This window comes from Vibrio sp. QJM3NY_35, assembly GCF_057785915.1.
Map to the genome: position 1 here is coordinate 1,286,978 of NZ_CM173508.1, position 26,324 is coordinate 1,313,301.

26 protein-coding genes are annotated in these 26,324 nt (G+C 42.5%); 16 read left to right on the forward strand and 10 right to left on the reverse strand.

The window, feature by feature from the left end; all coding sequences use genetic code 11:
• Positions 1–221: 221 nt before the first annotated feature.
• Positions 222–1,778, reverse strand: a complete 1,557-nt coding sequence (locus tag AC3CH3_RS21085) for a carboxylesterase/lipase family protein (protein ID WP_488539082.1) — start codon at positions 1,776–1,778, stop codon at positions 222–224.
• Positions 1,779–1,899: 121 nt separating this feature from the next.
• Here AC3CH3_RS21085 and AC3CH3_RS21090 point away from each other — a divergent pair, with 121 nt between their 5' ends.
• On the forward strand, positions 1,900–2,823 hold the full coding sequence (locus tag AC3CH3_RS21090) for a LysR family transcriptional regulator (protein ID WP_019821704.1): 924 nt from the start codon (positions 1,900–1,902) through the stop codon (positions 2,821–2,823).
• Between the two features lie 224 nt (positions 2,824–3,047).
• On the forward strand, positions 3,048–3,464 hold the full coding sequence (locus tag AC3CH3_RS21095; protein ID WP_488538335.1) for a VOC family protein: 417 nt from the start codon (positions 3,048–3,050) through the stop codon (positions 3,462–3,464).
• A gap of 155 nt (positions 3,465–3,619) precedes the next feature.
• Here the strand turns inward: AC3CH3_RS21095 and AC3CH3_RS21100 are convergent, their stop codons facing one another.
• Entirely contained in the window at positions 3,620–4,519 is a 900-nt protein-coding gene (locus tag AC3CH3_RS21100) for a DMT family transporter (protein WP_488538336.1), read from the reverse strand.
• A gap of 267 nt (positions 4,520–4,786) precedes the next feature.
• Between AC3CH3_RS21100 and AC3CH3_RS21105 the strand changes: the two genes are divergently transcribed.
• A complete protein-coding gene (locus tag AC3CH3_RS21105; RefSeq protein ID WP_488538337.1) occupies positions 4,787–6,187 on the forward strand; it encodes an alpha-amylase family protein in 1,401 nt (466 codons plus the stop codon).
• A 90-nt stretch (positions 6,188–6,277) separates the two neighbouring features.
• On the opposite strand, the gene AC3CH3_RS21110 is transcribed toward AC3CH3_RS21105, so the two are convergent.
• Positions 6,278–7,234 carry a LysR family transcriptional regulator gene (locus tag AC3CH3_RS21110; protein WP_488538338.1) on the reverse strand — a complete coding sequence of 319 codons (957 nt, stop codon included), beginning with the start codon at positions 7,232–7,234 and terminating at the stop codon, positions 6,278–6,280.
• A gap of 100 nt (positions 7,235–7,334) precedes the next feature.
• On the opposite strand from AC3CH3_RS21110, the gene AC3CH3_RS21115 reads away from it, so the two are divergent.
• From AC3CH3_RS21115 to AC3CH3_RS21150, 8 genes are all read left to right on the forward strand, one after another.
• Complete coding sequence (locus AC3CH3_RS21115; protein ID WP_488538339.1) at positions 7,335–8,687, forward strand: MATE family efflux transporter; 1,353 nt, start codon at positions 7,335–7,337, stop codon at positions 8,685–8,687.
• A 200-nt stretch (positions 8,688–8,887) separates the two neighbouring features.
• A complete protein-coding gene (locus AC3CH3_RS21120; RefSeq protein ID WP_017630837.1) occupies positions 8,888–9,133 on the forward strand; it encodes a hypothetical protein in 246 nt (81 codons plus the stop codon).
• Positions 9,134–9,439: 306 nt separating this feature from the next.
• Positions 9,440–10,444, forward strand: a complete 1,005-nt coding sequence (locus tag AC3CH3_RS21125) for a response regulator (RefSeq protein ID WP_010430576.1) — start codon at positions 9,440–9,442, stop codon at positions 10,442–10,444.
• A 1-nt stretch (position 10,445) separates the two neighbouring features.
• Positions 10,446–10,883 (forward strand): PAS domain-containing protein, encoded by a 438-nt coding sequence (locus AC3CH3_RS21130; RefSeq protein WP_004731659.1) that lies wholly within the window; start codon positions 10,446–10,448, stop codon positions 10,881–10,883.
• A gap of 867 nt (positions 10,884–11,750) precedes the next feature.
• Complete coding sequence (locus AC3CH3_RS21135; protein WP_488538340.1) at positions 11,751–12,794, forward strand: GMP reductase; 1,044 nt, start codon at positions 11,751–11,753, stop codon at positions 12,792–12,794.
• A gap of 142 nt (positions 12,795–12,936) precedes the next feature.
• Entirely contained in the window at positions 12,937–13,557 is a 621-nt protein-coding gene (locus AC3CH3_RS21140; protein WP_102285906.1) for a TnsA endonuclease N-terminal domain-containing protein, read from the forward strand.
• A 2-nt stretch (positions 13,558–13,559) separates the two neighbouring features.
• Entirely contained in the window at positions 13,560–15,431 is a 1,872-nt protein-coding gene (locus AC3CH3_RS21145; RefSeq protein WP_102285904.1) for a Mu transposase C-terminal domain-containing protein, read from the forward strand.
• A 24-nt stretch (positions 15,432–15,455) separates the two neighbouring features.
• Positions 15,456–16,436 carry a TniB family NTP-binding protein gene (locus AC3CH3_RS21150; RefSeq protein WP_210467772.1) on the forward strand — a complete coding sequence of 327 codons (981 nt, stop codon included), beginning with the start codon at positions 15,456–15,458 and terminating at the stop codon, positions 16,434–16,436.
• A 209-nt stretch (positions 16,437–16,645) separates the two neighbouring features.
• Here the strand turns inward: AC3CH3_RS21150 and tnpC (AC3CH3_RS21155) are convergent, their stop codons facing one another.
• The 6 genes from tnpC (AC3CH3_RS21155) to AC3CH3_RS21180 form a co-directional block, all read right to left on the reverse strand.
• Positions 16,646–18,193: an IS66 family transposase gene (tnpC, locus tag AC3CH3_RS21155; RefSeq protein WP_488538341.1), complete on the reverse strand. Its 1,548-nt coding sequence runs from the start codon at positions 18,191–18,193 to the stop codon at positions 16,646–16,648.
• 59 nt (positions 18,194–18,252) lie between these two features.
• On the reverse strand, positions 18,253–18,606 hold the full coding sequence (gene tnpB / locus AC3CH3_RS21160) for an IS66 family insertion sequence element accessory protein TnpB (RefSeq protein WP_261893880.1): 354 nt from the start codon (positions 18,604–18,606) through the stop codon (positions 18,253–18,255).
• Positions 18,603–18,914 (reverse strand): IS66 family insertion sequence element accessory protein TnpA, encoded by a 312-nt coding sequence (tnpA, locus tag AC3CH3_RS21165; protein ID WP_488537056.1) that lies wholly within the window; start codon positions 18,912–18,914, stop codon positions 18,603–18,605. The genes tnpB (AC3CH3_RS21160) and tnpA (AC3CH3_RS21165) overlap by 4 nt, the downstream gene beginning before the upstream one ends.
• Positions 18,915–19,184: 270 nt before the next feature.
• On the reverse strand, positions 19,185–19,376 hold the full coding sequence (locus AC3CH3_RS21170) for a hypothetical protein (RefSeq protein WP_488538342.1): 192 nt from the start codon (positions 19,374–19,376) through the stop codon (positions 19,185–19,187).
• Between the two features lie 688 nt (positions 19,377–20,064).
• Positions 20,065–21,462, reverse strand: a complete 1,398-nt coding sequence (locus tag AC3CH3_RS21175) for a DEAD/DEAH box helicase (protein ID WP_488538343.1) — start codon at positions 21,460–21,462, stop codon at positions 20,065–20,067.
• Positions 21,456–22,004 carry a hypothetical protein gene (locus AC3CH3_RS21180; RefSeq protein WP_488538344.1) on the reverse strand — a complete coding sequence of 183 codons (549 nt, stop codon included), beginning with the start codon at positions 22,002–22,004 and terminating at the stop codon, positions 21,456–21,458. The genes AC3CH3_RS21175 and AC3CH3_RS21180 overlap by 7 nt, the downstream gene beginning before the upstream one ends.
• 93 nt (positions 22,005–22,097) lie before the next feature.
• Here AC3CH3_RS21180 and AC3CH3_RS21185 point away from each other — a divergent pair, with 93 nt between their 5' ends.
• On the forward strand, positions 22,098–22,304 hold the full coding sequence (locus tag AC3CH3_RS21185; protein ID WP_210467767.1) for a helix-turn-helix domain-containing protein: 207 nt from the start codon (positions 22,098–22,100) through the stop codon (positions 22,302–22,304).
• Between the two features lie 397 nt (positions 22,305–22,701).
• Here the strand turns inward: AC3CH3_RS21185 and cas6f are convergent, their stop codons facing one another.
• Positions 22,702–23,370 (reverse strand): type I-F CRISPR-associated endoribonuclease Cas6/Csy4, encoded by a 669-nt coding sequence (cas6f, locus tag AC3CH3_RS21190; RefSeq protein WP_488538345.1) that lies wholly within the window; start codon positions 23,368–23,370, stop codon positions 22,702–22,704.
• Between cas6f and tnpA (AC3CH3_RS21195) the strand changes: the two genes are divergently transcribed.
• Genes tnpA (AC3CH3_RS21195) through AC3CH3_RS21210 form a run of 4 tightly spaced genes read left to right on the forward strand, consistent with a single transcriptional unit; the run spans position 23,356 to position 26,299 of the window.
• Entirely contained in the window at positions 23,356–23,667 is a 312-nt protein-coding gene (gene tnpA, locus AC3CH3_RS21195) for an IS66 family insertion sequence element accessory protein TnpA (protein WP_488537056.1), read from the forward strand. The genes cas6f and tnpA (AC3CH3_RS21195) overlap by 15 nt on opposite strands.
• Complete coding sequence (gene tnpB, locus AC3CH3_RS21200; RefSeq protein WP_261893880.1) at positions 23,664–24,017, forward strand: IS66 family insertion sequence element accessory protein TnpB; 354 nt, start codon at positions 23,664–23,666, stop codon at positions 24,015–24,017. Before tnpA (AC3CH3_RS21195) ends, tnpB (AC3CH3_RS21200) begins: the two co-directional genes overlap by 4 nt.
• 59 nt (positions 24,018–24,076) lie before the next feature.
• Positions 24,077–25,624 (forward strand): IS66 family transposase, encoded by a 1,548-nt coding sequence (gene tnpC / locus AC3CH3_RS21205; RefSeq protein WP_488538346.1) that lies wholly within the window; start codon positions 24,077–24,079, stop codon positions 25,622–25,624.
• 12 nt (positions 25,625–25,636) lie between these two features.
• On the forward strand, positions 25,637–26,299 hold the full coding sequence (locus AC3CH3_RS21210; RefSeq protein WP_488538347.1) for a VWA domain-containing protein: 663 nt from the start codon (positions 25,637–25,639) through the stop codon (positions 26,297–26,299).
• The last annotated feature ends 25 nt before the right edge of the window (positions 26,300–26,324 follow it).

Consider the following 26,324-nt stretch of genomic DNA (forward strand, 5'->3'; position numbering starts at 1 on the left):
TTTTTGGTAATAAGTATTCGGAAACTTTATTCCAATGATGCCGATTAAATGGAAGAAGTTCTTTAGTCTAGGGAACAGAGCATCTCTCGATGTAGAGGTGAATCAGTCCAATTCATAATATCTGCGGCTTAACCGCCGCGTATTGCAAAGACGAAACGTGCTAGATGAAAGAAAAGCGAACCTAAGTGGTTCGCTTTTTGTTTTTTATCCGATCTTTCCGCTCAAAACTGATAGTTTTTCCATAACTTCCGTACGGAGTCTTCGGGGTCATTGACCTGTTTCGATGTAACATCAAATTGCATTGTTGGTCGTTCCGATAAGTTGTAAGGAGACCAATCAGCTTTACTTGTCTTGATGAACGTTAGCCATTGATTGTGCATGGCATTAATAAGTTCAACTGGAGGCTGTGAGCCGACAAATGTTTTTGTTTGTTCGTTGTTAGTGGTATTAAACACAAACGGTACGTCAACAAAGTGCGCGGCTCCTAAGTGGCCATCAAACGCTGGTGACATCCAAGAAAAGTTATAATGCCAAACTTTGTTGTCGTTTTTAGTTAACTGTTGAGCAATGTGAAGTGCTGGCATTCTAAACGTAAAATCAGATTGGATGTCGGCAAAAGTGTCTCCAATAGATTTTCCGGTGTCTTTTGTTGAATACACATCAGCAGGGCGACCTTCCAGTGACAAGTCAGACAATAGTAGCGACTTCGTTTGTTCGGTCGTATTGTTTACGGCACCACTTGGTACCAAGTAGAGTCGTGATTCTTGATCTGTGCTACCAACGATGACGGGAATAGAAGGTGAAGCTTTGGCGAGATCTTTCATTGGAGACTCGACAATGATATCCCCATCAACAACGGGTAAGAATGCGGTGCCTCCCCACGACAGCATTCCCCATTTGTCACGATCTTGTATGGTATAGCCCATATCAATAACGTTCTTAACTAATTCAGGAAATGGGACTGTAGATAAACCTTCAACGGTGGCTGGGATATTCAGTTTTTCAGTATAGCTTTGTGTGATTTTATCAGCTTCTTTTTGGGTTAAAAATGCCATTGGAGGGCTTTGCATAATGGCTTTTTGGAATAGGCCTTCGGCTTTTTCGGTACCTAATAAAATGGCAACACTTTCTGCCCCGGCTGATTGACCTGCGACCGTCACTTGGCTAGGGTCTCCACCAAACTCTTCGATGTTATTTTGTACCCATTTAAGAGCCATGATTTGATCAAGAATGCCGCGATTATCCGGTGTGCCTTTAAGGCGCATGAAGCCATCAACGCCTACGCGATAATTGATCGTTACAACGATCACGTTGTTCTTCGCAAAGCTTGTACCATCATAAGCCAACTCTGCAGCGTCTTCTCGGATAAAAGCACCGCCTGGGATCCACACCATGACAGGCAGCTTTTCATTTGATGCCTTGTTGTTGGCAGCAATGGCGTTAGTAGGTGTCCATATGTTCAGAGTAAGATGTTCGGGAGCCCCCACCAAGGTGATGTTTTTAACTCGACTTGGTTGTGGAACGGGTTGACCTGCTTTTGTTGCATCTAATATTCCACTCCAAGTTTCGTATGCTTGTGGAGCTTGAAAACGGCGATCTGCCGTAAAAGGGTTTTTGGCATACGGAACGTCATAAAATGTAGTCACACCATCATGGTTGCTTCCCATAAGTTTACCAGACTCAATAATTGCTACCGTTGAGTTTTCAGCATTTTGAGTCTGGGCAAATAGTGTATTACTTTGAATTAAACCTGCACTAAGGCATGCGACTAGTACCATTGTTTTTTTCATTTCATTCGGCTCGGTATTGGAATAGAAGGTCAGTATAAAACCTAGTTTGAAGTTGATATATATGCTATACGTCAATAGATTGTTGCATAAATCGAACTATTGAGGGTATATGGATAGAATTGTTTCAATGGAAGTTTTCGTTTCTACTGTCGATCTAGGAAGCCTGACGGCAGCATCTGAGGCTTTAGGAATGTCACGATCCATGGCGACTAGGCATATAACCGCGTTGGAAAAGTCTTTAGGTGTATGTTTACTGTATCGCTCAACAAGAAGCTTAGGTATCACTAACGCCGGTCGTGATTTATTGCCTTTCTGCCAGAATATTTTAGAGCAGAATGCCCAACTATATAGCTTAGCCCAAGAACAAAACTCTCAACCTAAAGGAAGGATTTCACTGGTTACTAGCATTTCGTTTGGTCAGGGTTATCTTGCCCAAGCTATTGAACAATTCATGCTTAAGTACCCTGATATTGAAATCGATCTCACGCTGTCGAATCAGTCACTGGATTTGATAAAACATGGAGTTGATATGGCAATCGAGTTGAGCAATGACCTTCCTGAATCTTTAATTGGAAAGAAATTGGCTGATTGTCCATCGGTGGTTTGCGCTTCCCCTCAATATCTAGCAGAGCATGGGGCTCCTTTATCTCCCGAAGATTTACTCGATCACAATTGCTTGATCCACAAACGAATAGGCAATGATTGGCTGTTTGTTTCTAAAGCCGATTCTAAATCTGCTCAGCCTATTAATGTAACGGTCACAAGTAACTATTCTGTAAATGATAGTTCCATACTTCTTAATGCTGCGATTAATGGCAAAGGTATAGCGTGTTTACCTCTGCCTTTTATTGACAATGAAGCACAAGCTGGATCTCTGACTATTCTGCTAACAGACTGTCAAGTGAACCCTGTTGGCATATGGGCGCTGTATCCCTCAAGACAATACCAGCCTAAGTTACATCGATACTTGTTGGATTTTCTACAACAAGACTTATCGTTGAAGCACGAACAAGTCGACTCTATTTATTCATGAGGTTGTTTGTCGCTTAGCTTAAAGCATGTGAATTAGTAAGCTCGGTGCCAAAGAATTCACCTTAGAGAAGGTCGTCTAAACTTAAAGCTTGTATCGCAGAAAATACGACAATTTGGGCTCTAAAGACGTTCTCGAAATAAATGCAAATTAGTGCTTTACCTCAACTTAACTTGAGGTATTAGGATGTGCAACGTTGCTTACGAAAATACTTTAAGGAGAGAAGAATGATCCAACTTGAACATGTGAATTTAGTGGTAAAAGATATTCCAGAAATGCTGGTTTTCTATAAAGCGGCGTTCCCTCATTGGTATGTCCGTGACGAGGGAAAAGGGGAGTGGTCAGGTAAGCCACGTAACTGGCTGCATTTTGGCGACGAGTACCAATACATAGCAATAAGTGATCACGGTGAAGGTGAAAATAGAGATTTGGCTGGGCATTCTGTTGGTCTCGCACACTTCGCTTATGTGACCAATAATATCGAAAGTGTCACTCAACGCCTTGTTGATGCGGGCTTTCCAATTGCCAAACCCGGTGCCGAAGAACCTTATCGAAAAAACGTCTACTTTGTGGATCCGGCTGGTTTTGAAATTGAGTTCGTTGAATACCTGAGCGATGATCCCAAGCTACGCAACGCCACGTAATAAAACTCGTTAATCGAGTTGGTGTGTTAGAGCGAGTTTGTTCGAAATAAAACGTTTAAGAAAGGGTGTTAGGAAGACTTACAGAAAAGGGCATTGTGGAATATTCCGCAATGCCCTTTTTAGATCTATTTATTAGCTGATATTGAGCGGGTTACTTATTTAGCCTTGAACGGCACTAATAGCTGTTTACCAAACACATTAATCAGCGCGCCAGTCACAATCAGGCTACCGCCTAGATAAGTCCAAACCGATGGGATTTCATTAAAGATCCACACGCCTAACAGTGCCGAGAAGACGATCTGAACGTAAGAGTAAGCCGAAGCTTTACCCGCCGCTTGAGTCTGCATCGCTTTGGTTAAACCGTATTGACCTATTTGAGTGAAGATCCCGACTAGCACAAGCATCACGGTAAGGAATAGGCTCGGCCATACAAAGTCTTTCCAGATAAGGACTGTTGATATTGGCAGAGCAACCAGAGGGAAGTAGAAGATGATGACAGAGCTGTCTTCCGTTTGGCTAAGCTTTCTCACAATCACATAAGCAATTGAGCTACCAAATGCGCCACATAACGCCACCATAATGCTAAATAGTGGTAACTCGCTGCTCGCGCCACTGTTCATACTTGGTTGTACCATCACTAATAGCCCAGCTAGGCAGAACGCAATGCAGATCATGGTCGATTTTTGGACGCGTTCTTTCAGAAATAACACGCCAAGTAGGGCGGTAAATACAGGATGAACGTATTGTAGAATGGTCGCTTCGGCTAATGGCAAAGTGGTCACAGCGTAGTAAACACACATCAAGGCTGCTGTACCAACTGCGCCTCGAACAAACAACAAAGGTTTGTTATTTCCCCAGATCGAAATGCCTTTTCGCTTAACGTCGATATAACTGATGATCAAAGACACCAAAGCCCTTGCTGCAACAATTTCGAATACAGGTATGCCGTAGTTGCTGATGTATTTCACACACGCAGACATCAGTGCGAATCCAAAAGCAGAGAGGATCATGAACCTAACCCCAACAGGGATCATTGAAAAAGAGAAAGAAGGCATAAAAATATCAATCGGTTGAGGGAGCAGGAATCATAACTTAGTTTAGAAGAGCCGACCAAAGTCTTTGTCCTGTTCTGGTCAACTTGATTCAATTAATTCTCATTTCAGATCGATTCGTTTTTATCTCACATAAGATCGGTTATAACTCAATTTTATAAAATCAACATCAACAGAAGGTGACGCTAATTCAACTCTGATTTATCGGTCGTTTTAATTGTCGTTCTTAGTCATATCATTCTCGTGAATTTATAATAAGAGATATGTTCTATGAAACCAATCAATACCCTACTCATATCCACGCTCGCGCTTTGCTCTTTTAGTTCAGCGACTTACGCCGACACCATTTTGCATGCTTTCAACTGGAAATATTCAGATGTGACAGCCAACGCCGATCAAATTGCACAAGCTGGCTATAAGAAGGTGTTGGTTGCTCCAGCAATGAAATCCAGCGGCAGCCAATGGTGGGCGCGTTACCAGCCACAAGATCTGCGTACCATTGATTCTCCTTTGGGCAATAAACAAGATTTAGCCGCAATGATCGCCGCACTAAAAGCTGTGGGCGTTGATGTTTACGCTGATGTGGTGCTGAACCATATGGCGAATGAAAGCTGGAAGCGAAGTGACTTGGATTACCCAGGTACTGAAGTGTTAAACGATTATGCTAGCCGTTCAAGCTACTATGCTGACCAAACTCTGTTTGGCAACCTAGCACAAGGTTTTGTCTCGGCTAACGATTTCCATGCCGCAGGTTGTATTTCAGATTGGAACGATCCTGGTCACGTTCAGTACTGGCGTTTGTGTGGTGCCGATGGCGATGTAGGTTTACCTGACCTTGATCCGAATAACTGGGTGGTTTCACAACAGCGTTTGTATCTGAAAGCGCTAAAAGATATGGGCATCAAAGGTTTCCGAATTGATGCGGTGAAGCACATGAGCCAATATCAAATCGATCAGGTATTCACGTCTGAAATTACTGCGAACATGCATGTGTTCGGTGAAGTGATTACTAGCGGTGGAGCAGGGAACAGTGGCTACGAATCGTTCTTAGCGCCTTACCTGAATAATACTAATCACTCTGCTTACGATTTCCCGTTGTTTGCATCGATTCGATCGGCGTTCTCAATGGGCGGTGGTTTGAATCAGTTGCACGATCCAAAAGCGTACGGCCAAGCACTCGATGACAACCGTTCGATCACCTTCGTGATCACACATGACATTCCAACCAACGACGGCTTCCGTTACCAAATTATGAACCCACAAGATGAGCAGCTTGCTTACGCTTATATCCTTGGTAAAGATGGTGGTACGCCGTTGATCTACAGTGATGATCTACCGGGTTCTGAAGATAAGGATAACGGTCGTTGGGGCAATGTTTGGAATAGCTCGAACATGAAGAATATGCTGAGCTTCCATAACGCGATGCAAGGTAAATCAATGACGATGATTTCGAGCGACCAATGTACTTTGCTATTTAAGCGTGGCAAAGAAGGCGTTGTTGGAATTAATAAGTGTGGAGAAACGCGTGGCGTGACGGTTGATACCTACCAACATGAGTTTAATTGGCATGTTCAATACAAAGACGTATTAAGCAGCGCGACAGAAACCATTTCTTCTCGCTACCATACGTTCAATCTACCACCGCGCAGTGCACGTATGTTTAAGCTTTAATGCTTATTCTCTAGAGCGAACACCACTGGTAAAAAGCATAAGCCGTAGCAAGTTCTGCGGCTTATTTGTATCTAAGCTTAAGGCTTATCGTTACTGTTGATCGCTAATAACACCAAACCAATGATTTTGATGGGAGAGCGCTTTCAACAATTCGATCTCTTTTGCAGTCTCTCCTTTAAGCCAATCAATGAGATCATTGATCACAGGCGAGTGAGTGCGCTGGTGGATGAAGTAAGTCCACGCACTGTTCTGGATCTTCGCATTCTTTGGGCAATACAAGAAGCCACGCTGTAGATCCTGTAAAACCAACAGCAAATCCGTTACCGTGACGCCTTCACCTGACAAACACGCACTGAGTGCCATATCCAAAGACAAGAAGCTGGTATTTCTGACAGGCTTCTTCGGAGGGAATTCGACATCGGCCAACCATACTTTCCAATCATGATGATCTAAGGTCGGGTGGAGCCTTGGCATGGTTAAGATCGAATCGAGGTCGGTGTCTTTGGTGGTTAGGCTAGTTGAGCAAACCGGTGCCATGAACTCTTCACGCAAGAAGGTAATGTCTGGTGCTTTGTCATAGCGTTTTTTGAAGCGCGTGTGGAAGATCAGTAGATCATACTCACTACTATTAATCGATTCGTCTTCCTCAATCACAGGAACAATCACGATCTCGTAATCGGGGTAACGCTCGTTTAATTCTCGAACCTTAGAGATCAACACTCGCGTTGCAAAACTCAGGGTCGCTTTGATCACAATCCGCTTCTGTTTTGGCTCACTCCAAGATGCGATCACCGATTCGATATTGCCGTAGCTTTCACGCAAAGCCACATACAAATCATGACCTTGTTCTGTTAATTCAATCGCTCGATGCTTACGAATAACCAACGATGCGTTTAACTCATCTTCAAGCTGTTTGATCTGACGGCTGATTGCACTCTGTGTCACGTTGAGTTCATCGGCAGCCAACGTAAAGCTCATCAGCCTTGCAGCCGCTTCGAAGGCTTTTAAGCCATTATGTGAGGATGGCAAGCTAGGATATGGGGTCATAATTCGTTCGCATGAGTTTTTGGAATGTTAGAGTCGCAAATTTATCAATTGAACGCTAGCCCCATCGATCGTATTTTGGGCGAAATTAACTGAGGCGCTCATGAAAAAAATACTCACTCTTGCATTCCCTTTGATCATTTCACAGCTGATCTCCATGGCGTTAGTCCTTACTGATGTTTGGATGATGTCGCGTATCAGTGTGTCAGCCCTTGCGGCTGGTGGCTTAGGCGCCTCTATCTACTTTTTCATCTTCATTATTGCGAGCAGCACCGTGGGTTGTGTCGCGAACTTGATTGCGATTGCTTATGGTCAGCGAGTCGCTCGCCCTGAGTTTGGTAATACTCAAATCAGATTGGCTGTGAAAGGCGCAACCATGTTGGCATTCGTGCTCAGTGTGACCTTAATGGCCAGCTTCTGGTTTGCGCCACTGGTATTAGAAGCAGCCAAACAGCCGCCAGAAGTGATCACTTTAGCCATGGAATATGTCCATGCTTTGAAGTGGGTGATGTTGCCTTCGCTTATCTTATTGGTGCTTCGCGGCTTAACCAGCGCGTTTGGCAATGTGCGTTCTATTCTGGTGATGTCTATTATCACCGTAATTCTGAATGTGCCAGTCAGCTACTTCTTAACCTTCCAATTAGACATGGGACTAACAGGTTTAGGCTTAGGTACGGCTATCGCAGCATTTATCGTGATGGTTGGATACACGGTTTGGGTATTCAAACGTGATGAATTCAGGCAGTTCGCCCCTTGGTTAAACACAGAAGAGTACTCAATCAAGTTGATGAGCCCGCTTTTAATGATGGGTTTACCTATCGGCTTGGCAGCATTACTTGAGCATGGCCTTATTTACGGCGGCACCTTGATGGCGGGAACGATCAGTATTGCTTCTTTAGCCTTACACCAAATCCTGCTGCAATGCTTAAGCTTTACTTGGAACTTCAATTTCGGTTTCTCACAAGCTGCGGCGATTTTGGTGGGGCGTGATTTTGGTGCGGGTAACTACGAAGGGATCAAAAGAACCTCGATTCTCAGCTTTATCTTGGTGTCGGTGTTGAGTGTGGCCTTGTCTGCCGTGTTCATCATATGGCCTGAAATGATCGCTTCTATCTTCAAGTTGGATGATGGCACTGGCGCAATGACATCGCTATTGGCTTCAGTTATCTGGGTTGTTGCGCTGTGCTTTATCGTTGATGCTTGGCAACTGCTGGCGATTAATCTGCTAAGAGGCATGAAGATTGTTTCTATGCCAACCGTGATGACAGCCATTGGTTACTGGGCGTTTGGCCTACCTGCCGCTTGGTATTTGATGCCAAAATTTGAATTGGCAGGGATCTGGGGTGGAATCGGTGTTGGTTTGGGCGTGACAGGTATTCTGCTGCTTATCCAACTGATGCGTGTCATTCAAAGGAACAGCAAGTGCCCGGATCTATCGAATCATGTTTATACGTGATTTGCTTGTGATGCTCGCCTTTACCATGGAACCTTGAACGATAAACTTTGTATTGCTGACCGAGAACTATCAATTACCAACAATGACCTATAAGCCCTGAATTGCGTACTTCGTAATTTAGACCTTGGTCTTACAGAAACTGAGCGTAAAGGTGACTAGAATGATTTGAGTTGCTCACCGTTTTATCAAGGAATACACAAATGGAAGTTGGATTGTTCTGGGCTGAAAAAGGAATGTTAGTGCTTGGCGCACTGTTTGTTTTGACGAGTATGATGCAGTACGGAAGACGCAGTAGCGATTGGAAAGGCGTGATTACGATGTTCTACAAGCGTATCCCAATGAACATAGCTGAATACAAATGGTACCGTCTGGGTATCGCTCTACTGGTATTTGCTGTGATCATACGTTTCGCATTACTGATTCTATGGCCTACATATCAGTTCTAGTTCTTTAGACTATCTCTCTTATCATGGGCATATAAAGCCGCTCAATGAATGAGTCAACCGAGCCTTAATAAACTCGCTTGTTAAGGCTGCTGTTAAATAAAATAGTGCTATTACTCTACAGTAAGGATTGGCTATTACCTTTGTAGCATATTGTTTTTCATGAAGAATAATGCGAAATAATAGCTTACCTACCTGTTTCATCATTCTTACTAATAATCTACACATAAATCCATTCACCCCGTACCTGATACCATAATGTTCTGTTACACTCGTTCGAATTAGCTTTAATTTGTCAGTGGTGCATTTATGTCGTTCCCAGTTCTTATATGTGATGATTCTGCGTTAGCAAGGAAGCAAATGGCTCGGTCACTGCCTAGTTCTCTAAATGCAGATATAACTTTTGCTGTTCATGGGCTTAATGCACTTGAAGAGTTAGCTCAAAACCAGTTCAAACTTATGTTCCTCGACCTCACCATGCCGGAATTAGACGGCTATGGCACATTGGAAGAGATGCAACGTTTAGGTGATACCACGCCTGTTGTGGTTGTTTCTGGTGATATCCAGCCAAAAGCGCAACAGAAGGTAATGGACCTTGGTGCTAAAGCGTTTTTGCAAAAGCCGATCGATAAAGAAGCGTTAAAAGCCATTTTACGTGAGCATGTTGAGCCACCAAAACAGCCTCAACTCATTACGCCTTCGCCTTTAGAACTCCCAATTCTTCGCCGACGTGACATCTACATGGAAGTTGCGAACGTAGCGATTGGTCGTGCAGCAGATGCATTGGCTCGTCACTTCAATGTGTTTGTTCATTTACCACTGCCGAACGTTAACATCTTCGAAGTGAGTGAATTGCACATGGCACTTCGTGACCTAGCTGACAATGACCAAGTATCGGGTGTTTGCCAAGGTTTCAGCGGAGAAGGCATCGCAGGCGAAGCATTAGTCTTGTTGAGCGATTCCAGTGTGAGCGACCTTAAAAAGCTCATGAAAGTGCCAACCGAAAGCGAACAGTTGGAAGAATTAGAGCTACTGATGGATGTATCTAACATCCTTGTAGGCTCATTCTTGAATGGACTAGGGGAGCAATCTGAAGTTCGTTTCTTCCAGAGCTCTCCTGTACTGCTCGGGCAACACATCTCGATCGATTCGGTCATCGAAAATACAAGTGGCTCATTTAAGAAGACCATGACTTTCGAAGTCAGCTACAACATTGATGGCACTTCTATCCGTTGTGACCTTTTGTTTATGTTTGTCGATGAGTCTCTGCCTCTTCTAGACAACAAATTGGCCTACCTAATGGAGGAGTTTTAATATGCTGAATCTTCCTGCTGAATTTGAACAGTTCCACTGGATGGTGGACATGGTTCAAAACGTCGATATGGGGCTGGTGGTCATTAATCGTGACTTTCAGGTACAAGTTTGGAATGGCTTCATGACGCACCATAGCGGTAAGCAATCGCATGATGCGATCGGTAAGTCGATCTTTGAGTTATTCCCTGAGATCCCTGAAGAGTGGTTTAGGCTGAAAACCAAGCCAGTCTATGACCTAGGTTGCCGCAGCTTCATTACATGGCAACAAAGGCCTTATCTGTTTAAGTGTCGTAACGTTAGGCCAGTAACCCAACAAGCCGATTTCATGTATCAGAACGTGACGCTGAACCCAATGCGCTCACCAACAGGGCAAGTCAGCTCATTGTTCTTATCTATTCAAGATGCGACCGCTGAAGCGTTAGTTTCTCAAAAGAACTAGCACTGCTCTATTCACTAAACAGCACTTTTCTATGTGCGTATTAGCATCAGTCTGATCAGCGAATAAAAATGGCTAAGGTTAACCACTTTAGCCATTTTTTTGCTTTCTATTCTTTAAATCTTGTCTTTCCCCCAAGTTTTACACGTCAACCAATCTTCTTTTTCTGTGCGCTTTGCAGAGTCTTCCAGGTTAAATGAACGAAAGGGCAGCCACGAAATGTGCTTTTGGAACGGTAATGCTACGGGTTAATAGAAATTAGATTTATAAAGCTTGAGCTTGAAAGCATTATTTAATGGAGTGCGAGGGCTGGATTCTCAAACCCAAATGAATCTCGACCTCAAAATCGAACCCATTGCACAGTGCTTTTCCAAATTGGGGCTAGTTGGCAAGGTGATGAGATTACCTAATTTGGTCGAGAGCAAAGAAAATTTGGGAAAAAATCGAATTTATTTAAGAAAAAAGACAATTTTTTGTTGGAGAAAAGTGTGATTTTTATGTGATTTCGAGGCACTTTCTTCACATATTTGCTTAATGAGGGTGATATTGAGTGAAATAGGGAGGAAAACGATTGCGCAACAAACCGACAGCGTTTGCGTAAATAGTTCGCTAAGTTATTAATTAATAAGAATTTAGTGGAAAAGTAAAGCTGAGGGGTTTGAAGCAGGTATGGAATCTTTGAGAGGATAGCATAAAAAAAAGTGAAATATCAGACTTGCTGTTACTAAATCACGACCTATAATGCTGAAAACCGGAGCGTCTGCCAACGCTCCGGTTTTTTTGTGTCCGAAGAAAAGTAAACTCGTCTGCCAACGGTTTTACTACGCATTTCGCGAGAGACACATAATTTTATGAATCAAGGAAAACACCATGCGTATCGAACAAGAACTTAAGTTAGGTTTCAAAGATGTACTCTTCCGTCCGAAGCGTTCTACCCTTAAAAGCCGTTCTCAAGTTGAATTAACCCGCGATTTTACATTCAAGCATAGCGGTCGTCAATGGTCTGGTACTCCAGTAATTGCAGCTAACATGGATTCGGTAGCAAGCTTTGAAATGGCAGCTGCTCTAGCAGAGCACGGTGTTATGACTGCAGTACACAAGCACTACACAGTAGAGCAGTGGGCTGAGTTCGCTAAAACAGCAGACAAGAAAACACTGAACAACGTATTTGTATCAACGGGTACGTCAGAAGCTGAATTTGAAAAAGTTAAGCAAATCATGACTCTTAGCGAAGATTTCGTATTTATCTGTATTGATATCGCTAACGGCTACTCAGAGCACCTAGTTGAGTACGTACAAAAAGTACGTGCTGAATTCCCAAACAAAGTGATCTCTGCAGGTAACGTTGTAACAGGTGATATGGTTGAAGAGCTAATCCTAGCGGGTGCAGACATCGTTAAGGTTGGTATCGGCCCAGGTTCAGTTTGTACTACACGTGTTAAAACAGGCGTAGGCTACCCTCAACTTTCTGCAATCATCGAGTGTGGCGACGCAGCACACGGCCTTGGCGGCATGATCATCGGTGACGGTGGCTGTTCATGTGCGGGTGACGTATCTAAAGCGTTCGGCGGTGGTGCTGACTTCGTAATGCTAGGCGGCATGCTAGCTGGTCACTCTGAGTCAGGCGGTGAAGTTGTAGAGCAAGACGGTAAGCAATACATGAAATTTTACGGCATGTCGTCTCAGTCGGCTATGGACAAGCACTCAGGTGGTGTTGCTAAGTACCGCGCGGCAGAAGGTAAAACTGTTTTACTTCCATACCGTGGTTCTGTTCACAACACAATTTCTGACATCCTTGGTGGTGTACGTTCAACTTGTACATACGTCGGCGCAGCGAAGCTAAAAGAGCTAACTAAGCGTACAACTTTCATCCGTGTACAAGAGCAAGAGAACAACGTATTCGGTAAAGAGTAATCTGAACAAATTCGAATAGTGTAAAAAAAACCATACGTTGATTTTACGAAACCATACGCTGAAATAAAAACAACCATACCTTGAAAATGCTTGTAAAGTGTACAACACTTGAGAAAGTTTACTACAGGTATGGTTGTTTATTATGAAAAAACGAATTCTTAGAAACTCGTCAGTAAAAAACATCTCACGCTTTGTCAGCCTCAAAACGAACTCTATCCATACAGTCGAATCCGACTTGGAGTTTGACGCATGTTTCCACTTCGAATTTTCGCCACAGATTATAACTTTCGAAGCGCAGCCTATCGGTTTTGAATATTTTATCGAAGGTAAGCTGCATAGGTATACGCCCGATTTTTTAGTCACATACAAAGATTCATACCAATCATTTTATGAGATAAAGCCCAAACACATTGCAGAAAAAGATGAGTTTAAAGAAAAGTTTAGAGCTCAGAAAGAGCAAGCATTGGGCGGCGGTAAAGACCTGCACGTATTGACAGATGATGATATTCAAATATACCCATTGCTCGATAACTTAAGGATCATTCATCGTTATGCTTGCGATGAGCGTCTTAACTCTATTCAGAGAAATATATTGAATCTATTTAAGAAATATGGAGAGCTCAGGATAGAGCAGGTTGTTCAATACTCTTCAGTTCATTCTTCTCAGTTATTACCCTCACTTTATGATTTGATTGCTAGACAGTTGTTAAGTATTGATATGCACCAGCCTATTGGTTGGCAAAGCCCTATTTGGAGCTCATAGACATGCCAAGTGAGGGTTCAAAACGATTTGGTGAGCTATTTCCAAGTACTAACTTCGATAATGAATCGAAACCAAAGGAAACGCTATCACTCCCCTTATGGAAAGATGTTGATCTGACGTTTAAGGATGTATTTTCTGTTGGTGAAGACCGAAGAAATGAGGCCATACATAGATATAACATTCTAGAATTTCTTATAGATCAATATGGTACTGATTTTTCCAAAAAGCAAATAGATGAGTCACTTACTGCTTTAACAGATAAATTTGGTTCAAGTACACCATCAGCAATCAGCATTTATAGGTACTGGAGAGATTTTAAAAAATCAAATTTTCAGCTTAACTCCCTAATTCCTAAAGTATCTGCTGGTAATACGAATCGAAATACTCCCGATGAACTTGAACCTTTAATTCAAGGTGCAATAAGAAATTACTTCTCTGAAGAATGCCCGACAGCAACATCCGCATACGTAACTCTTGAGGTTGAAATTGATCGGCATAATGAAATCAATGGAACTCAATTTGAACCGTTCTCAATACAGGCATTTAGGAAGAGACTAAGAAAGCACTCTGAGTACGAAAAAATACTACTTAGAAAGGGAAAAAGTGTAGCTGATTCTACTTTCAGAAAAGTGGGGAAAAGGCCAGCAACAACACGAGTATTGGAACGTGTAGAAGCAGACCATACTAGGCTTGATTTATTTATTATTGATGAAAAAAACGGTATACCGTTAGGTCGACCCTGGCTCACAGTTTTGTACGATACTCATACAAAGAGCATTGTGGGTTTCTATCTAGGGTTTGAGCCGCCAAGTTACTTATCAGTATCACTGGCACTTGTGAATGCAATTCTTCCAAAAGAACACGTTAAAGAACTATACCCATCAGTAGAAGGGTGTTGGCCTTGTTATGGCTTGCCTGAGCATTTGATTGTCGACAATGGTACTGAGTTTAACAGTAGTGACTTCAAAATAGCGTGCAAAGATCTGAAAATAAAAGTTAAGAAAAACCCGACTAAAAAGCCTTGGCTTAAAGGGTCAGTAGAGCGATATTTTCGAACTATCAATAATCGATTTCTCTCTAGAATACCGGGTAAGAGTTTTACTAATATATTTGAGAGAAAAGATTACGATCCACTCAAAAATGCAGTTATTGATAATTCGCTTCTACAAGAAATGGTTCATATCTGGATAGTGGATGTTTACCAAAATGGAAAAAACGGGCTAGAAAACAATATCCCAAATCTAAGTTGGATCGATGCTGTTAATTCTTCAATTCCCCCACGTCCTTTCAAAGGGTCTAGAGATGAATTGAAGTTTAACCTAGGAAAAAACCGCGAGGTAGCTCTCGATAAGAATGGGGTTAGGTTAGGCACAACAATACGCTACTCTAGTGTTCGTCTAGCAAGATATTTTGGGCACAAAACGTGTAAAGACATGAAAAGTGTACGTGTGAGAATCAAGTATGATCCTAGTTGTCTTGGTAGGGTTTATGTACTTGATGAAACGAAAGAAGAGTTTTTTGCTGTAGACGCAATTGATGCTGATTACGCCTATTCTGTTTCTGAGTGGTTACACAAGACTTGTTGTAACTACGCAAGGCGACATATTCGCAAGAACTACAACCACAGAGATGTTGTTAAAGCTTGGCGTAAAATCCTCGATATTATTGATGAGGCATTTGAAAAAACAGGCCAAAATAAGCAACGAAACTCTCTAGGAACTACAACTACATCTCGGGCGCAGCGTATAAAAGAGCATTCTAAAAGAGCAACTTCAGAAGCAAGAACACAACAAGCTGAATATGTAAAATCAGAGCTTGATGATGAATTAGGTTGGGATATCGAGGTTAATACTAATGGTTGGTCGATAAAGTGATTTTATTCAAAAGGGCTAACTGATATGGATAGTAACAAAACAGAAAGCACAGCTGATATGGTCAAACAGATCTTCATTCAGAGCCCGCTAATAACCGACATTCTTGATGATATTTCAGATTGCCGAGAATTTAGTGACGGTATTCATGAACCAGACTGTATGATCGTTGTTGGGGATACTGGGTCAGGAAAAACAACGCTGATAAATAAGTATTTAAACGAAAACCCTCGTTTAGAGACAAGCGAAGGTTCTTTTATACCGATTCTATCGACTTCTCTCCCACCCAATGCGACCCCGATTACGGCTTCTGAGCAGTTGCTATCTGACCTAGGAGATCCACTCGCTTTTTCTAGAGGGAGCGATCCTGTCAAGATCGCCCAAGAAATGAGTGATTTAATGAAGTCATGCGGAGTTGAATTAATTATCATAGATGAGTTTCAACACATGATAGATCGGAAGAATAAGCAAATTTTACATAGTGCAGCTGACTGGTTGAAGATGCTCATTGTACGTTCAAAGGTACCTGTGGTGCTTTTTGGCATGCCTTACTCGGTGGTAATTTTGGAGGCAAATAGTCAATTAGCAGGACGCTTCGAATTACAGCACACTCTTGAGCCTTTCCGATTGAACAGCAAAAATAACCGTAGTATCTATAAAACGTTTTTAACAATGCTTGATCACGCATTACCTTTTGGTGAGTCTTCTGGTCTTGCTGAACCTGACATGATGAAGCGTATCTACGCATTTTCCCAAGGTAATCTACGTCGAATCAGAAAACTCATTAATAGAGCGAGTAGGCTCGCATTACGTGATCATTCAAATAAAGTTGCATTAAAACACTTTGCCAAAGCGGCGCCCAAAGTAAGCCAGGTCGCATGTGAAAATCTAAATCCCTTTGAAGTTACCGTTAAGGAATTGAAGATCAATCATCCCCCTCAAGATATTGGGTGGGAAAACTATCTGTTTCAACAAGAAAAAGACGTATCGGCAAAAGGTTTATTTTGATGCGTTTTTTTGTTTTAAGGTCTTTGTATGCAAGGCTAAAAGCTCAGTGGCGGACATACTTATCAGACCATTTTCGAGATAGAAAATGCTACGGATAAAAGCCACCTCTCAAGGCTATGGACAAAAACGAGTCTGGTTTTGTGCTAAATAAAGCCTTGGATAACTGTAGGTATGGAGTATCCGCCCCATGAACCCACGGGGCGATATTGCTAATGTTTGAAGTTCCAAGGTAGGAGTGCGTCGATATCAGGCTCTGCTTTCGCCAACTCTTTCATGCACTTGACCAGATAGTCGTAGAGGATAAGTCCGTTGGCTTTCGCGGTCTCGACGATGCTGTAAAGCATCGCGCTCGCACCAGCACCGTTTGGTGTGTCAGAGAACAACCAATTTTTTCTGCCAATGACCAGCGGTTTAATTGCGCGTTCAGCGCGATTATTATCGATAGATAAGTGACCATCGTCGATATAACGAATGAGCTTTGGCCATTGTCCGAGCGTATATTTTATCGCTTTACCTAGTGCACTAGAGCCTATCACTTTCTGGGTCGTCATCCATTCGTAAAGTTCATCCAGTATCGGTTTGGCATACGCTTGACGCTCTGCTTTTCTTTCTTCGACAGACGCACCTTTTAAACGTGATTCTATCCCGTAGAGTTTTTGGATTTTAGCCAGCGCCTTATCGGCCTTGCCCGACTTACCTTTGCCTTGAAGCTTCTTAGCGTCCATGAACTTTCGCCGAGCATGAGCTAAGCACCCCACATTTGTCACTTGATGAAGTCCATCATAAGCCGCGTAGCCATCGGTTTGTAGATAACCGTTGTAGCTGCCTAAAAAGGCAATAGGGCACACCCTCGCTCGACTGTTTTGGTAGTCGTACAAGGCGATATTTTTCATATTCGGTAGTGCGGCTTCGGGTGAGTCGGCGCCCGAGCAGTAGAGCCACATGTAACACTGTTTCTCTTCTTTGAGCACATTAAGCGGCGTTTCATCCGCTTGAACCACTACTTGTTGAAGAAGATGGTCTTTCAGCGCTTCATATAAAGGTTCGAACTTCTCACTGACTTGGATAATCCACCTTGCCATGGTGGTGCGTGATAGCTCGATACCCGACTGATTAAACAGCGACTCTTGCCGATAAAGTGGCATCGCGTATTGGTATTTACCCAGAATGATATTGGCAAGCAAGCTTTCTGTCGCGAAGCTCTTAGGGATAAGACTCTGCGGGGCTGGCTTTTGAACGATGCGGCTATTGTCTTTTGTTTTCTCGCACTCGCGGCACGCATATTTAGGGCGGACATATTCCTGCACTTTAAGCACTGCTGGTGTGAACTCTAATTTCTCACTGCGGTCTTCGCCGATTTTATGTAGGTTATGATTGCAGCATGAACACTGCTTTTCATGGTCGTCTAAATCGAGTTCGATAACCTCTCGAGGCAAGGTCGTTGGAAGTGGTTTACGTTTACCACGCTTCTTCGTTATGGTCGTGGTCGTGGTCGTGACCTCAACCTCTTCTTCCTTAGCGGCTTCACATTCCACTTCGTTGAAGAGATCTCCTTGAGATTCATCGTAAGGCTTTAACGCCTCCGAGCGTTTCGCGAATTGACGGTCGAAGGCAAGCTTGAGTTGTTCAAGCAGCGATTGACGCTCTTGTTGCCATTGTGATTCCTTCTGCTCATTCGAGAGCATCAGTGCTTTCACCATCGCTTGTAGCTCGGCAATATCTTGACTTTCTGGGTCGATATTTAGTGTCTTTTTCATGACATTGATTATACTAAAATCGTGCCGTTAACGCTTGGTGGATAAGGCTTTATTATCGTTTAAGTCATTGTAAAATCGTTTATTGTGACAGGTTTATGGCCGATAATTGTGAAGCCAGAAAGCAGCCTATCAAGCTCAAATTGAGTCAAGGTAAATACCTGATTTTTCTCTTTTGATGGCCACTTGTACTTGGCTTTTTCGAGGCGCTTATACCACAGGGCGAAGCCTGTTTTATCCCAGTACAACACTTTGATTTTGTCGCGCTGTTTGTTGGTGAACAGGAACAGTGCGCCACTCCCCAAGGGTAAATCGGTGTCACTTTCGATAATTGCAGCGAGGCCATTGATGGACTTTCTAAAATCGACGCTCTCACGATACAGATAAATGTCTGGTGCGCTCAGCATGCGTTTCATGACAGCGCCCCGATGAGCTCTGCTAGGTAGGTTGCAGGCGTGCCTTGAGGAATACTCAGCTCAACATCATTGACGAGAAGGGTCATGTTAGCGGTTGCTATTTGAGCTTGGTATTTCGTTGTCTTTTCGACGACCTCTGCTCGGACAAAGCCTTGAGATACATCCGCTTTTTTGAGTTGTTGGCGCTTAGCATAAAACGTTGAGGGATTGAGTTCATTGAGCTTACAGAATGCGATCGTTGACAATGAACTCGATTCAGATTGTTCGATAAGCGTTTGCCATTCTTGTTTAGTGTGTCGTTTTCCCATTTCAAATCTCCTCATGGTTGGAGACTTGATCTTATTATTCGTGTTAGGCGATTAGAATGCGGGGTTTATGGAGCGCTTACGGTATGGAGAGGCTTAACTTAATATCCAACTATGATGGGGCGGATCTGACCGTCCTTTTGTGCTCCCAAAATAAGAACACAACTTTGAGAAAATCTAACAACAAGCAGCAAACTGAAATAAATAAGCAACTTTCAGCTGAATTAGTACATTTCAGCTTTGGAACTCAGAGGCTTTTCAACTAAACCTACCTCAGCTATAACTGGTGATCGCCGCTTCTGTTGCCAATTTGAGCTTGGTGACTTTATCACTATTCATCTCAAAGCTGCTTTCATATTTGTTCGTTGAAGCTACTCGAAGTTGGCGCTCGACAGACATAAGATCACCAATAGCTCTCCGTAACTTAGCTGCTGACATACGAACCTGTTTCATTATTTGCATCATTGACGTCCCTGAAACGATAACGCTACAACTCATGGCGTAATACTTTGCATTGAGAATCATTTCAAACTCTCGGATACAACTATTAGCAACAAACAGCTCATCGATTGTTAAGTTGTCAAAGTAGCTATTGACATGCGCTGATCGCTTTATCTCACGGTAACCCCCCTTAGCTTTTGGGTTTGATCATCTAGTTGACCAATAATAATATTCGCCAATTTATAGTTTTCATCTGATAGATAAAATTCGTTATTTTATATTCCGAATCTGCCAGATGAAGTGCCACAATTTTAGCCATGATACCGCTTATACAATCATTGGCACTACCATCGAAAGTTGCCCATAATTATTTTATTCATACCGTTTCTCTTGTTCAGTGTGATCTGAAAACAGATCATTTTTTATTGTAAATGATCAAACTTTTTGTCTTCTAACAACCATCGTTAGGTGCACAGAGAAATGTACCGTCCCTCTTTACTATGTATGGTTCAATATCCGCAAAAATTGCTAGAGATCTTGTAATCGCCACATCAAGCTCGTCTGCATAATACTGGAGCGTTTGAGTACCATTAACATACCTATCTGCATTCATTGACAACTGTATCGCCAGCTCATTGATATTGACGCAGCTTTGTACATTCTAGCACCGCAAACGTGTCTGGGATTTTGCTTCCGATTTGTTTTATCGATACTAAATGCTAGATTGGCGGTCATAGTGAAAAGCTTCAATGACTCTCTGGTTGAAGTCTTTTAAAGATAATTCCTCGTTGTCAGGAGGAGCATTGCTACTGTTGAATGGTGACGTAGAGCTTATATCGTCTTTAAAACTTATTGATATTTGATGGTCTTTTTGAACGGTAATTGCCGCTTCTAAACTTAACTCACTCGAATTTAGGTGTGTGTCTAATATCTCTGATTCCTCTTTAAGAACCAGGCAACTATTGGGGATGTCTTTCTCAATTTCTTCAGCAAAGTCAATGAGTTTAGGTTCTGCAAAAGTATAGAACCACGCTTCTTGATTTAGGCTTGAAGTTGAGCGCAATATTCGCCCTAAGATTTGTCTAAAATAGAGTTCAGTTTTTATGTTGCTAAGATGACAGCAAACCTGGAGCCTAGGAATGTCGGTCCCTTCACTGACCATGCCTACACTAACAATCCATTCAATATTGCACGATTTGAAGTGCTCAATACGTGCATGCGAGCCATCTTCTTTGTACGTTACCGTACAGGTCGTTTGATTGAATGTGTCTTCAAGTAGTGATGCTATTTTTTTTGCATGGTTAATCGTAGATGCGACAATTAAGCCGCCGGCAGAAGGTGACTCATTGCGGATTAGTTCTAAGCGAGATATAGCTCTTTTTAAGATGTGAATTAATGCTAATTCATTATGTAATATTGCTGAATAATTGATACCTCCATCAGTGATCAACTCATGCAGTGAATTAAATGAATCAATATGGTTGTTAGCTTTAATCGTTGAGTGTTCGCAATCTATAAGAGCAATGGTTGGTCTTCGACACACGCCATCTTTGACTGCTTGAGCTAATGAATATTGATAGTCACAAGCAATCTTCCCCTCAGGAGCTGTATATGAAGAGAGTACTACTGGCGTTAAGTTTGAACGCCAAGGTGTCCCTGTAAGAGCAAGAGTGTAGGTTGATGCTTTCTGTACGTCATTGAGTATATGGTGTCCCCAGGAATTGGTGTTAGTTTCTTTATCTCCTGCACAGTGATGTATTTCATCAAAGATACAAAGAACTCGATACTTGGATAGCGTTGACCAAAACTGGGCATCAATATGCCTAAGAGATTGATAGGTCATTGAGCAGCCCTGTGCCCCTAATCTTCCGTCAAAAGCCGTTCCTAGTACTGACGAGAAGCAATCAGATATACTGCTTGATACAATTCTTGAAGGGGAAAAACAAATAACAAAGTCAATCAGCTCTTTGTCGAACATCTGTTTTGCTAAATTTGCGGCCATTATGGTTTTGCCTGCGCCTGGAGTCGCTTGTACTAAGAAATGACGCTTGTCATTTTGATAATGAGTGAGTGCTAGTGCGATACACTCTTTTTGCCACACTCTCAGCATAGAGTTGACTCATCAAGTCGAATTAACTTCATTGTGCGAGTCCAAACATTGAGCTTAGCCATTAGAGCGGCTGCCTTTTGAGTCGCCTCTAAATATGATTTTTTTAGTAGTTTGTTAAGATCACTTGAGCGAGCCATAAGAACTTTGTATTCATCAACTTCAGCTAATGTGATGGCTAGTTCAGCCTCAATTCTAGCTTTTCCATTTTGTAGTTCTATGAAAATAGACGTTTGCTGTGGAAAAGGTGATTCGTTTATCTTCTTGTTTCTTTTGTGTTTAGCTATAGATTTAAACTTTGCTTCAAAGAAACGTTCAGATCTAAAGAATGCCTTCTTTCTGCCTGCTCCTTTGCATACGATCAAACCTGCTTTTTCCAATGCATCCAATTGTCTAGCAACGAATAAACGTGCGTTATTTTTATTACCATACATGCTAGAGCATTCGAGTACCCAATCTCTCACTCCAACGACTGTAAAATCAGTGACTTCAGGTTGGGATATATATTGGTAAATGTTGTTATCTATTCGGTGTTGCTTACGCATTGAGTTAACCAGTTAAAGAGTAAATTGCGGATTATAATCCGTGGCAATAAATGCATCAAGAGGCGATAGTTTTGTTTTTTAGAGTCGTTTTAAATGAAAGACTTAGCAAAACGGTTTGGTGCTAATTTACGTGGGATGCGTAGAGATAAATCTATTTCTCAAGACAAATTGGCTCTCTTAGCTGATATTGATCGAAGCTATGTCGGTCGAATCGAGAGAGGCGAAGTGAACATCACACTCGAAAAAGCCTATCAGCTGGCACAAGTGCTTGAGTGTGATGTGAGAGAGCTATTACCATAAAACCAGCGTCGCCCTAAAATATCTACTTATTCAGCAGTAAACTGTTATTGAACGCGAATGAAAGTGGTCCGTTTGTTATCAACTTCTTTACAGTAGTGTTGAGGATTATAGTCCTCATTAATTTCTAAAGCAAACCACAAGGTAGTGGTTTGAGATTTGAAGCAACAGCAATTGATATTGAATTGTCTCCTACCTATTCGGCAGTTCACAAGAATATTTTCTCACTCTACACTTCCAAAAAATTATCAGCTACCTATTCGGTAGTTCACTGTTACTAATTAAATAATAGTATATATTTATCAATCAGTTAATAGATTTAGTGTCAATTATCCCTATTTTTCTCACTGTGATAAAGTTTTTATAATTCAATGACTTAAAAATGTCGATAAAAATAGGGTCAAATTAGGGGTACGGGTTGAGATGCGTTTTCAGTATTCGCAAGGCCATAGCTGCTAAATAGTGCATCTCCGTCTAAGCGATCTTCTTTGAATATTCTTATATTGAGTCGAAAACTACCGCCACGACTTTTACTGTCTTCCTCAAGCGAGTGGTAGTGATGGAGTGCAACAACTTCGTGTTGCTTGAACGAGGATAAGTCAAACTCTTCACCTCTTTCTTCCGCACGTTTTTTTAATCTTTTCGCTTTTCTAGCTTGTCCTGCAGGTGTTGCTTTGTCTATCGACTGGCAACGCTTAAATGAAACATACTCGCAGCCGTCAGGGACAACCTTTGTATTTGATATATCAAAATAGTGCAGCTCTTTCATTTGGGTGAAGTAGTGCTGTTTGAGTAGCAAATCGAGTTCGATTTTATTTGTGCTCACAAAAGAAATTTTATTTCCGATGGTATCGTCACTCCAAAGAGGAAATGAAACGCCAATATTTCTTGTTTCATACTCATAGTTAAAGCCATGAAGAATCCGAAGGCACTTAGCGGCTAATGATTCATTGTTACAACGCGCTGGCAGAAAAGTAAGCGCTCCATAAACCCCGCATTCTAATCGCCTAACACGAATAATAAGATCAAGTCTCCAACCATGAGGAGATTTGAAATGGGAAAACGACACACTAAACAAGAATGGCAAACGCTTATCGAACAATCTGAATCGAGTTCATTGTCAACGATCGCATTCTGTAAGCTCAATGAACTCAATCCCTCAACGTTTTATGCTAAGCGCCAACAACTCAAAAAAGCGGATGTATCTCAAGGCTTTGTCCGAGCAGAGGTCGTCGAAAAGACAACGAAATACCAAGCTCAAATAGCAACCGCTAACATGACCCTTCTCGTCAATGATGTTGAGCTGAGTATTCCTCAAGGCACGCCTGCAACCTACCTAGCAGAGCTCATCGGGGCGCTGTCATGAAACGCATGCTGAGCGCACCAGACATTTATCTGTATCGTGAGAGCGTCGATTTTAGAAAGTCCATCAATGGCCTCGCTGCAATTATCGAAAGTGACACCGATTTACCCTTGGGGAGTGGCGCACTGTTCCTGTTCACCAACAAACAGCGCGACAAAATCAAAGTGTTGTACTGGGATAAAACAGGCTTCGCCCTGTGGTATAAGCGCCTCGAAAAAGCCAAGTACAAGTGGCCATCAAAAGAGAAAAATCAGGTATTTACCTTGACTCAATTTGAGCTTGATAGGCTGCTTTCTGGCTTCACAATTATCGGCCATAAACCTGTCACAATAAACGATTTTACAATGACTTAAACGATAATAAAGCCTTATCCACCAAGCGTTAACGGCACGATTTTAGTATAATCAATGTCATGAAAAAGACACTAAATATCGACCCAGAAAGTCAAGATATTGCCGAGCTACAAGCGATGGTGAAAGCACTGATGCTCTCGAATGAGCAGAAGGAATCACAATGGCAACAAGAGCGTCAATCGCTGCTTGAACAACTCAAGCTTGCCTTCGACCGTCAATTCGCGAAACGCTCGGAGGCGTTAAAGCCTTACGATGAATCTCAAGGAGATCTCTTCAACGAAGTGGAATGTGAAGCCGCTAAGGAAGAAGAGGTTGAGGTCACGACCACGACCACGACCATAACGAAGAAGCGTGGTAAACGTAAACCACTTCCAACGACCTTGCCTCGAGAGGTTATCGAACTCGATTTAGACGACCATGAAAAGCAGTGTTCATGCTGCAATCATAACCTACATAAAATCGGCGAAGACCGCAGTGAGAAATTAGAGTTCACACCAGCAGTGCTTAAAGTGCAGGAATATGTCCGCCCTAAATATGCGTGCCGCGAGTGCGAGAAAACAAAAGACAATAGCCGCATCGTTCAAAAGCCAGCCCCGCAGAGTCTTATCCCTAAGAGCTTCGCGACAGAAAGCTTGCTTGCCAATATCATTCTGGGTAAATACCAATACGCGATGCCACTTTATCGGCAAGAGTCGCTGTTTAATCAGTCGGGTATCGAGCTATCACGCACCACCATGGCAAGGTGGATTATCCAAGTCAGTGAGAAGTTCGAACCTTTATATGAAGCGCTGAAAGACCATCTTCTTCAACAAGTAGTGGTTCAAGCGGATGAAACGCCGCTTAATGTGCTCAAAGAAGAGAAACAGTGTTACATGTGGCTCTACTGCTCGGGCGCCGACTCACCCGAAGCCGCACTACCGAATATGAAAAATATCGCCTTGTACGACTACCAAAACAGTCGCGCGAGGGCGTGTCCCGTGGACTTTTTAGGTGACTACAACGGTTATCTACAAACCGATGGCTACGCGGCTTATGATGGTCTGCATCACGTCACCAATGTAGGGTGCTTAGCGCATGCTCGTCGCAAGTTCATGGATGCGAAGAAGCTTCAAGGGAAAGGTAAATCAGGCAAGGCTGATAAGGCGCTGGCTAAAATCCAAAAACTCTACGGGATAGAATCACGCTTAAAAGGTGCGCCTGCCCAAGAGCGAAAAGCAGAGCGTCAAGCGTATGCCAAACCGATACTGGATGAACTTTACGAATGGATGACGACCCAGAAAGTGATAGGCTCTAGTGCACTAGGTAAAGCGATAAAATATACGCTCGGACAATGGCCAAAGCTCATTCGTTATATCGACGATGGTCACTTATCTATCGATAATAATCGCGCTGAACGCGCAATTAAACCGCTGGTCATTGGCAGAAAAAATTGGTTGTTCTCTGACACACCAAACGGTGCTGGTGCGAGCGCGATGCTTTACAGCATCGTCGAGACCGCGAAAGCCAACGGACTTATCCTCTACGACTATCTGGTCAAGTGCATGAAAGAGTTGGCGAAAGCAGAGCCTGATATCGACGCACTCCTACCTTGGAACTTCAAACATTAGTAATATCGCCCCGTGGGTTCATGGGGCGGATACCCTGAAACATCAGTTCTTTTTGACCTTAAATATCTGGAATCACGCCTATTGAGTTTTGAAATGCAGGGCATTACAGAAATAGATCAGGAGGAGAGTGTCCTCGTAGATGAATCTGTTGAAGAGGATTCGAATTTAGGACCTATGATTTTATGCATAGATACGAGTGGTTCAATGTACGGTGCACCTGAACACATAGCCAAAGCTATGGCCTTGTACTTGTCTTCTGTAGCTAGAAAGCAGGACCGAAATTGCTATCTAATTAACTTCTCAACATCTATTGTGACTTTTGATTTGACGGGTAAAAAAGGGCTGGAATCTTTGATTAAGTTTTTGAGTTCCTCTTTTCATGGCGGAACAGATGTTGCTCCAGCACTCCGTCATGCTACTGAGTTAATGAAGAGTGAGTTTTATGAAAACGCTGATGTTTTGGTTATCTCTGATTTCATCATGAGTGAACTACCAAAAAACGTTATGAAGAGTATTGAAGAGCAGAGAGGACAAGGGAATAAATTTAATTCACTAGTCATCGGTGATTGCTTTATGTACCAACGGTCTAAGACGCAGTTTGATTTGGAGTGGATATATAATCCACATACTAGCAGTATTCAGGAGCTAGTTAACTTCAAACAAAGCCTGATTTAGCGTAGGTTGAAATTTCCCCGTGTAA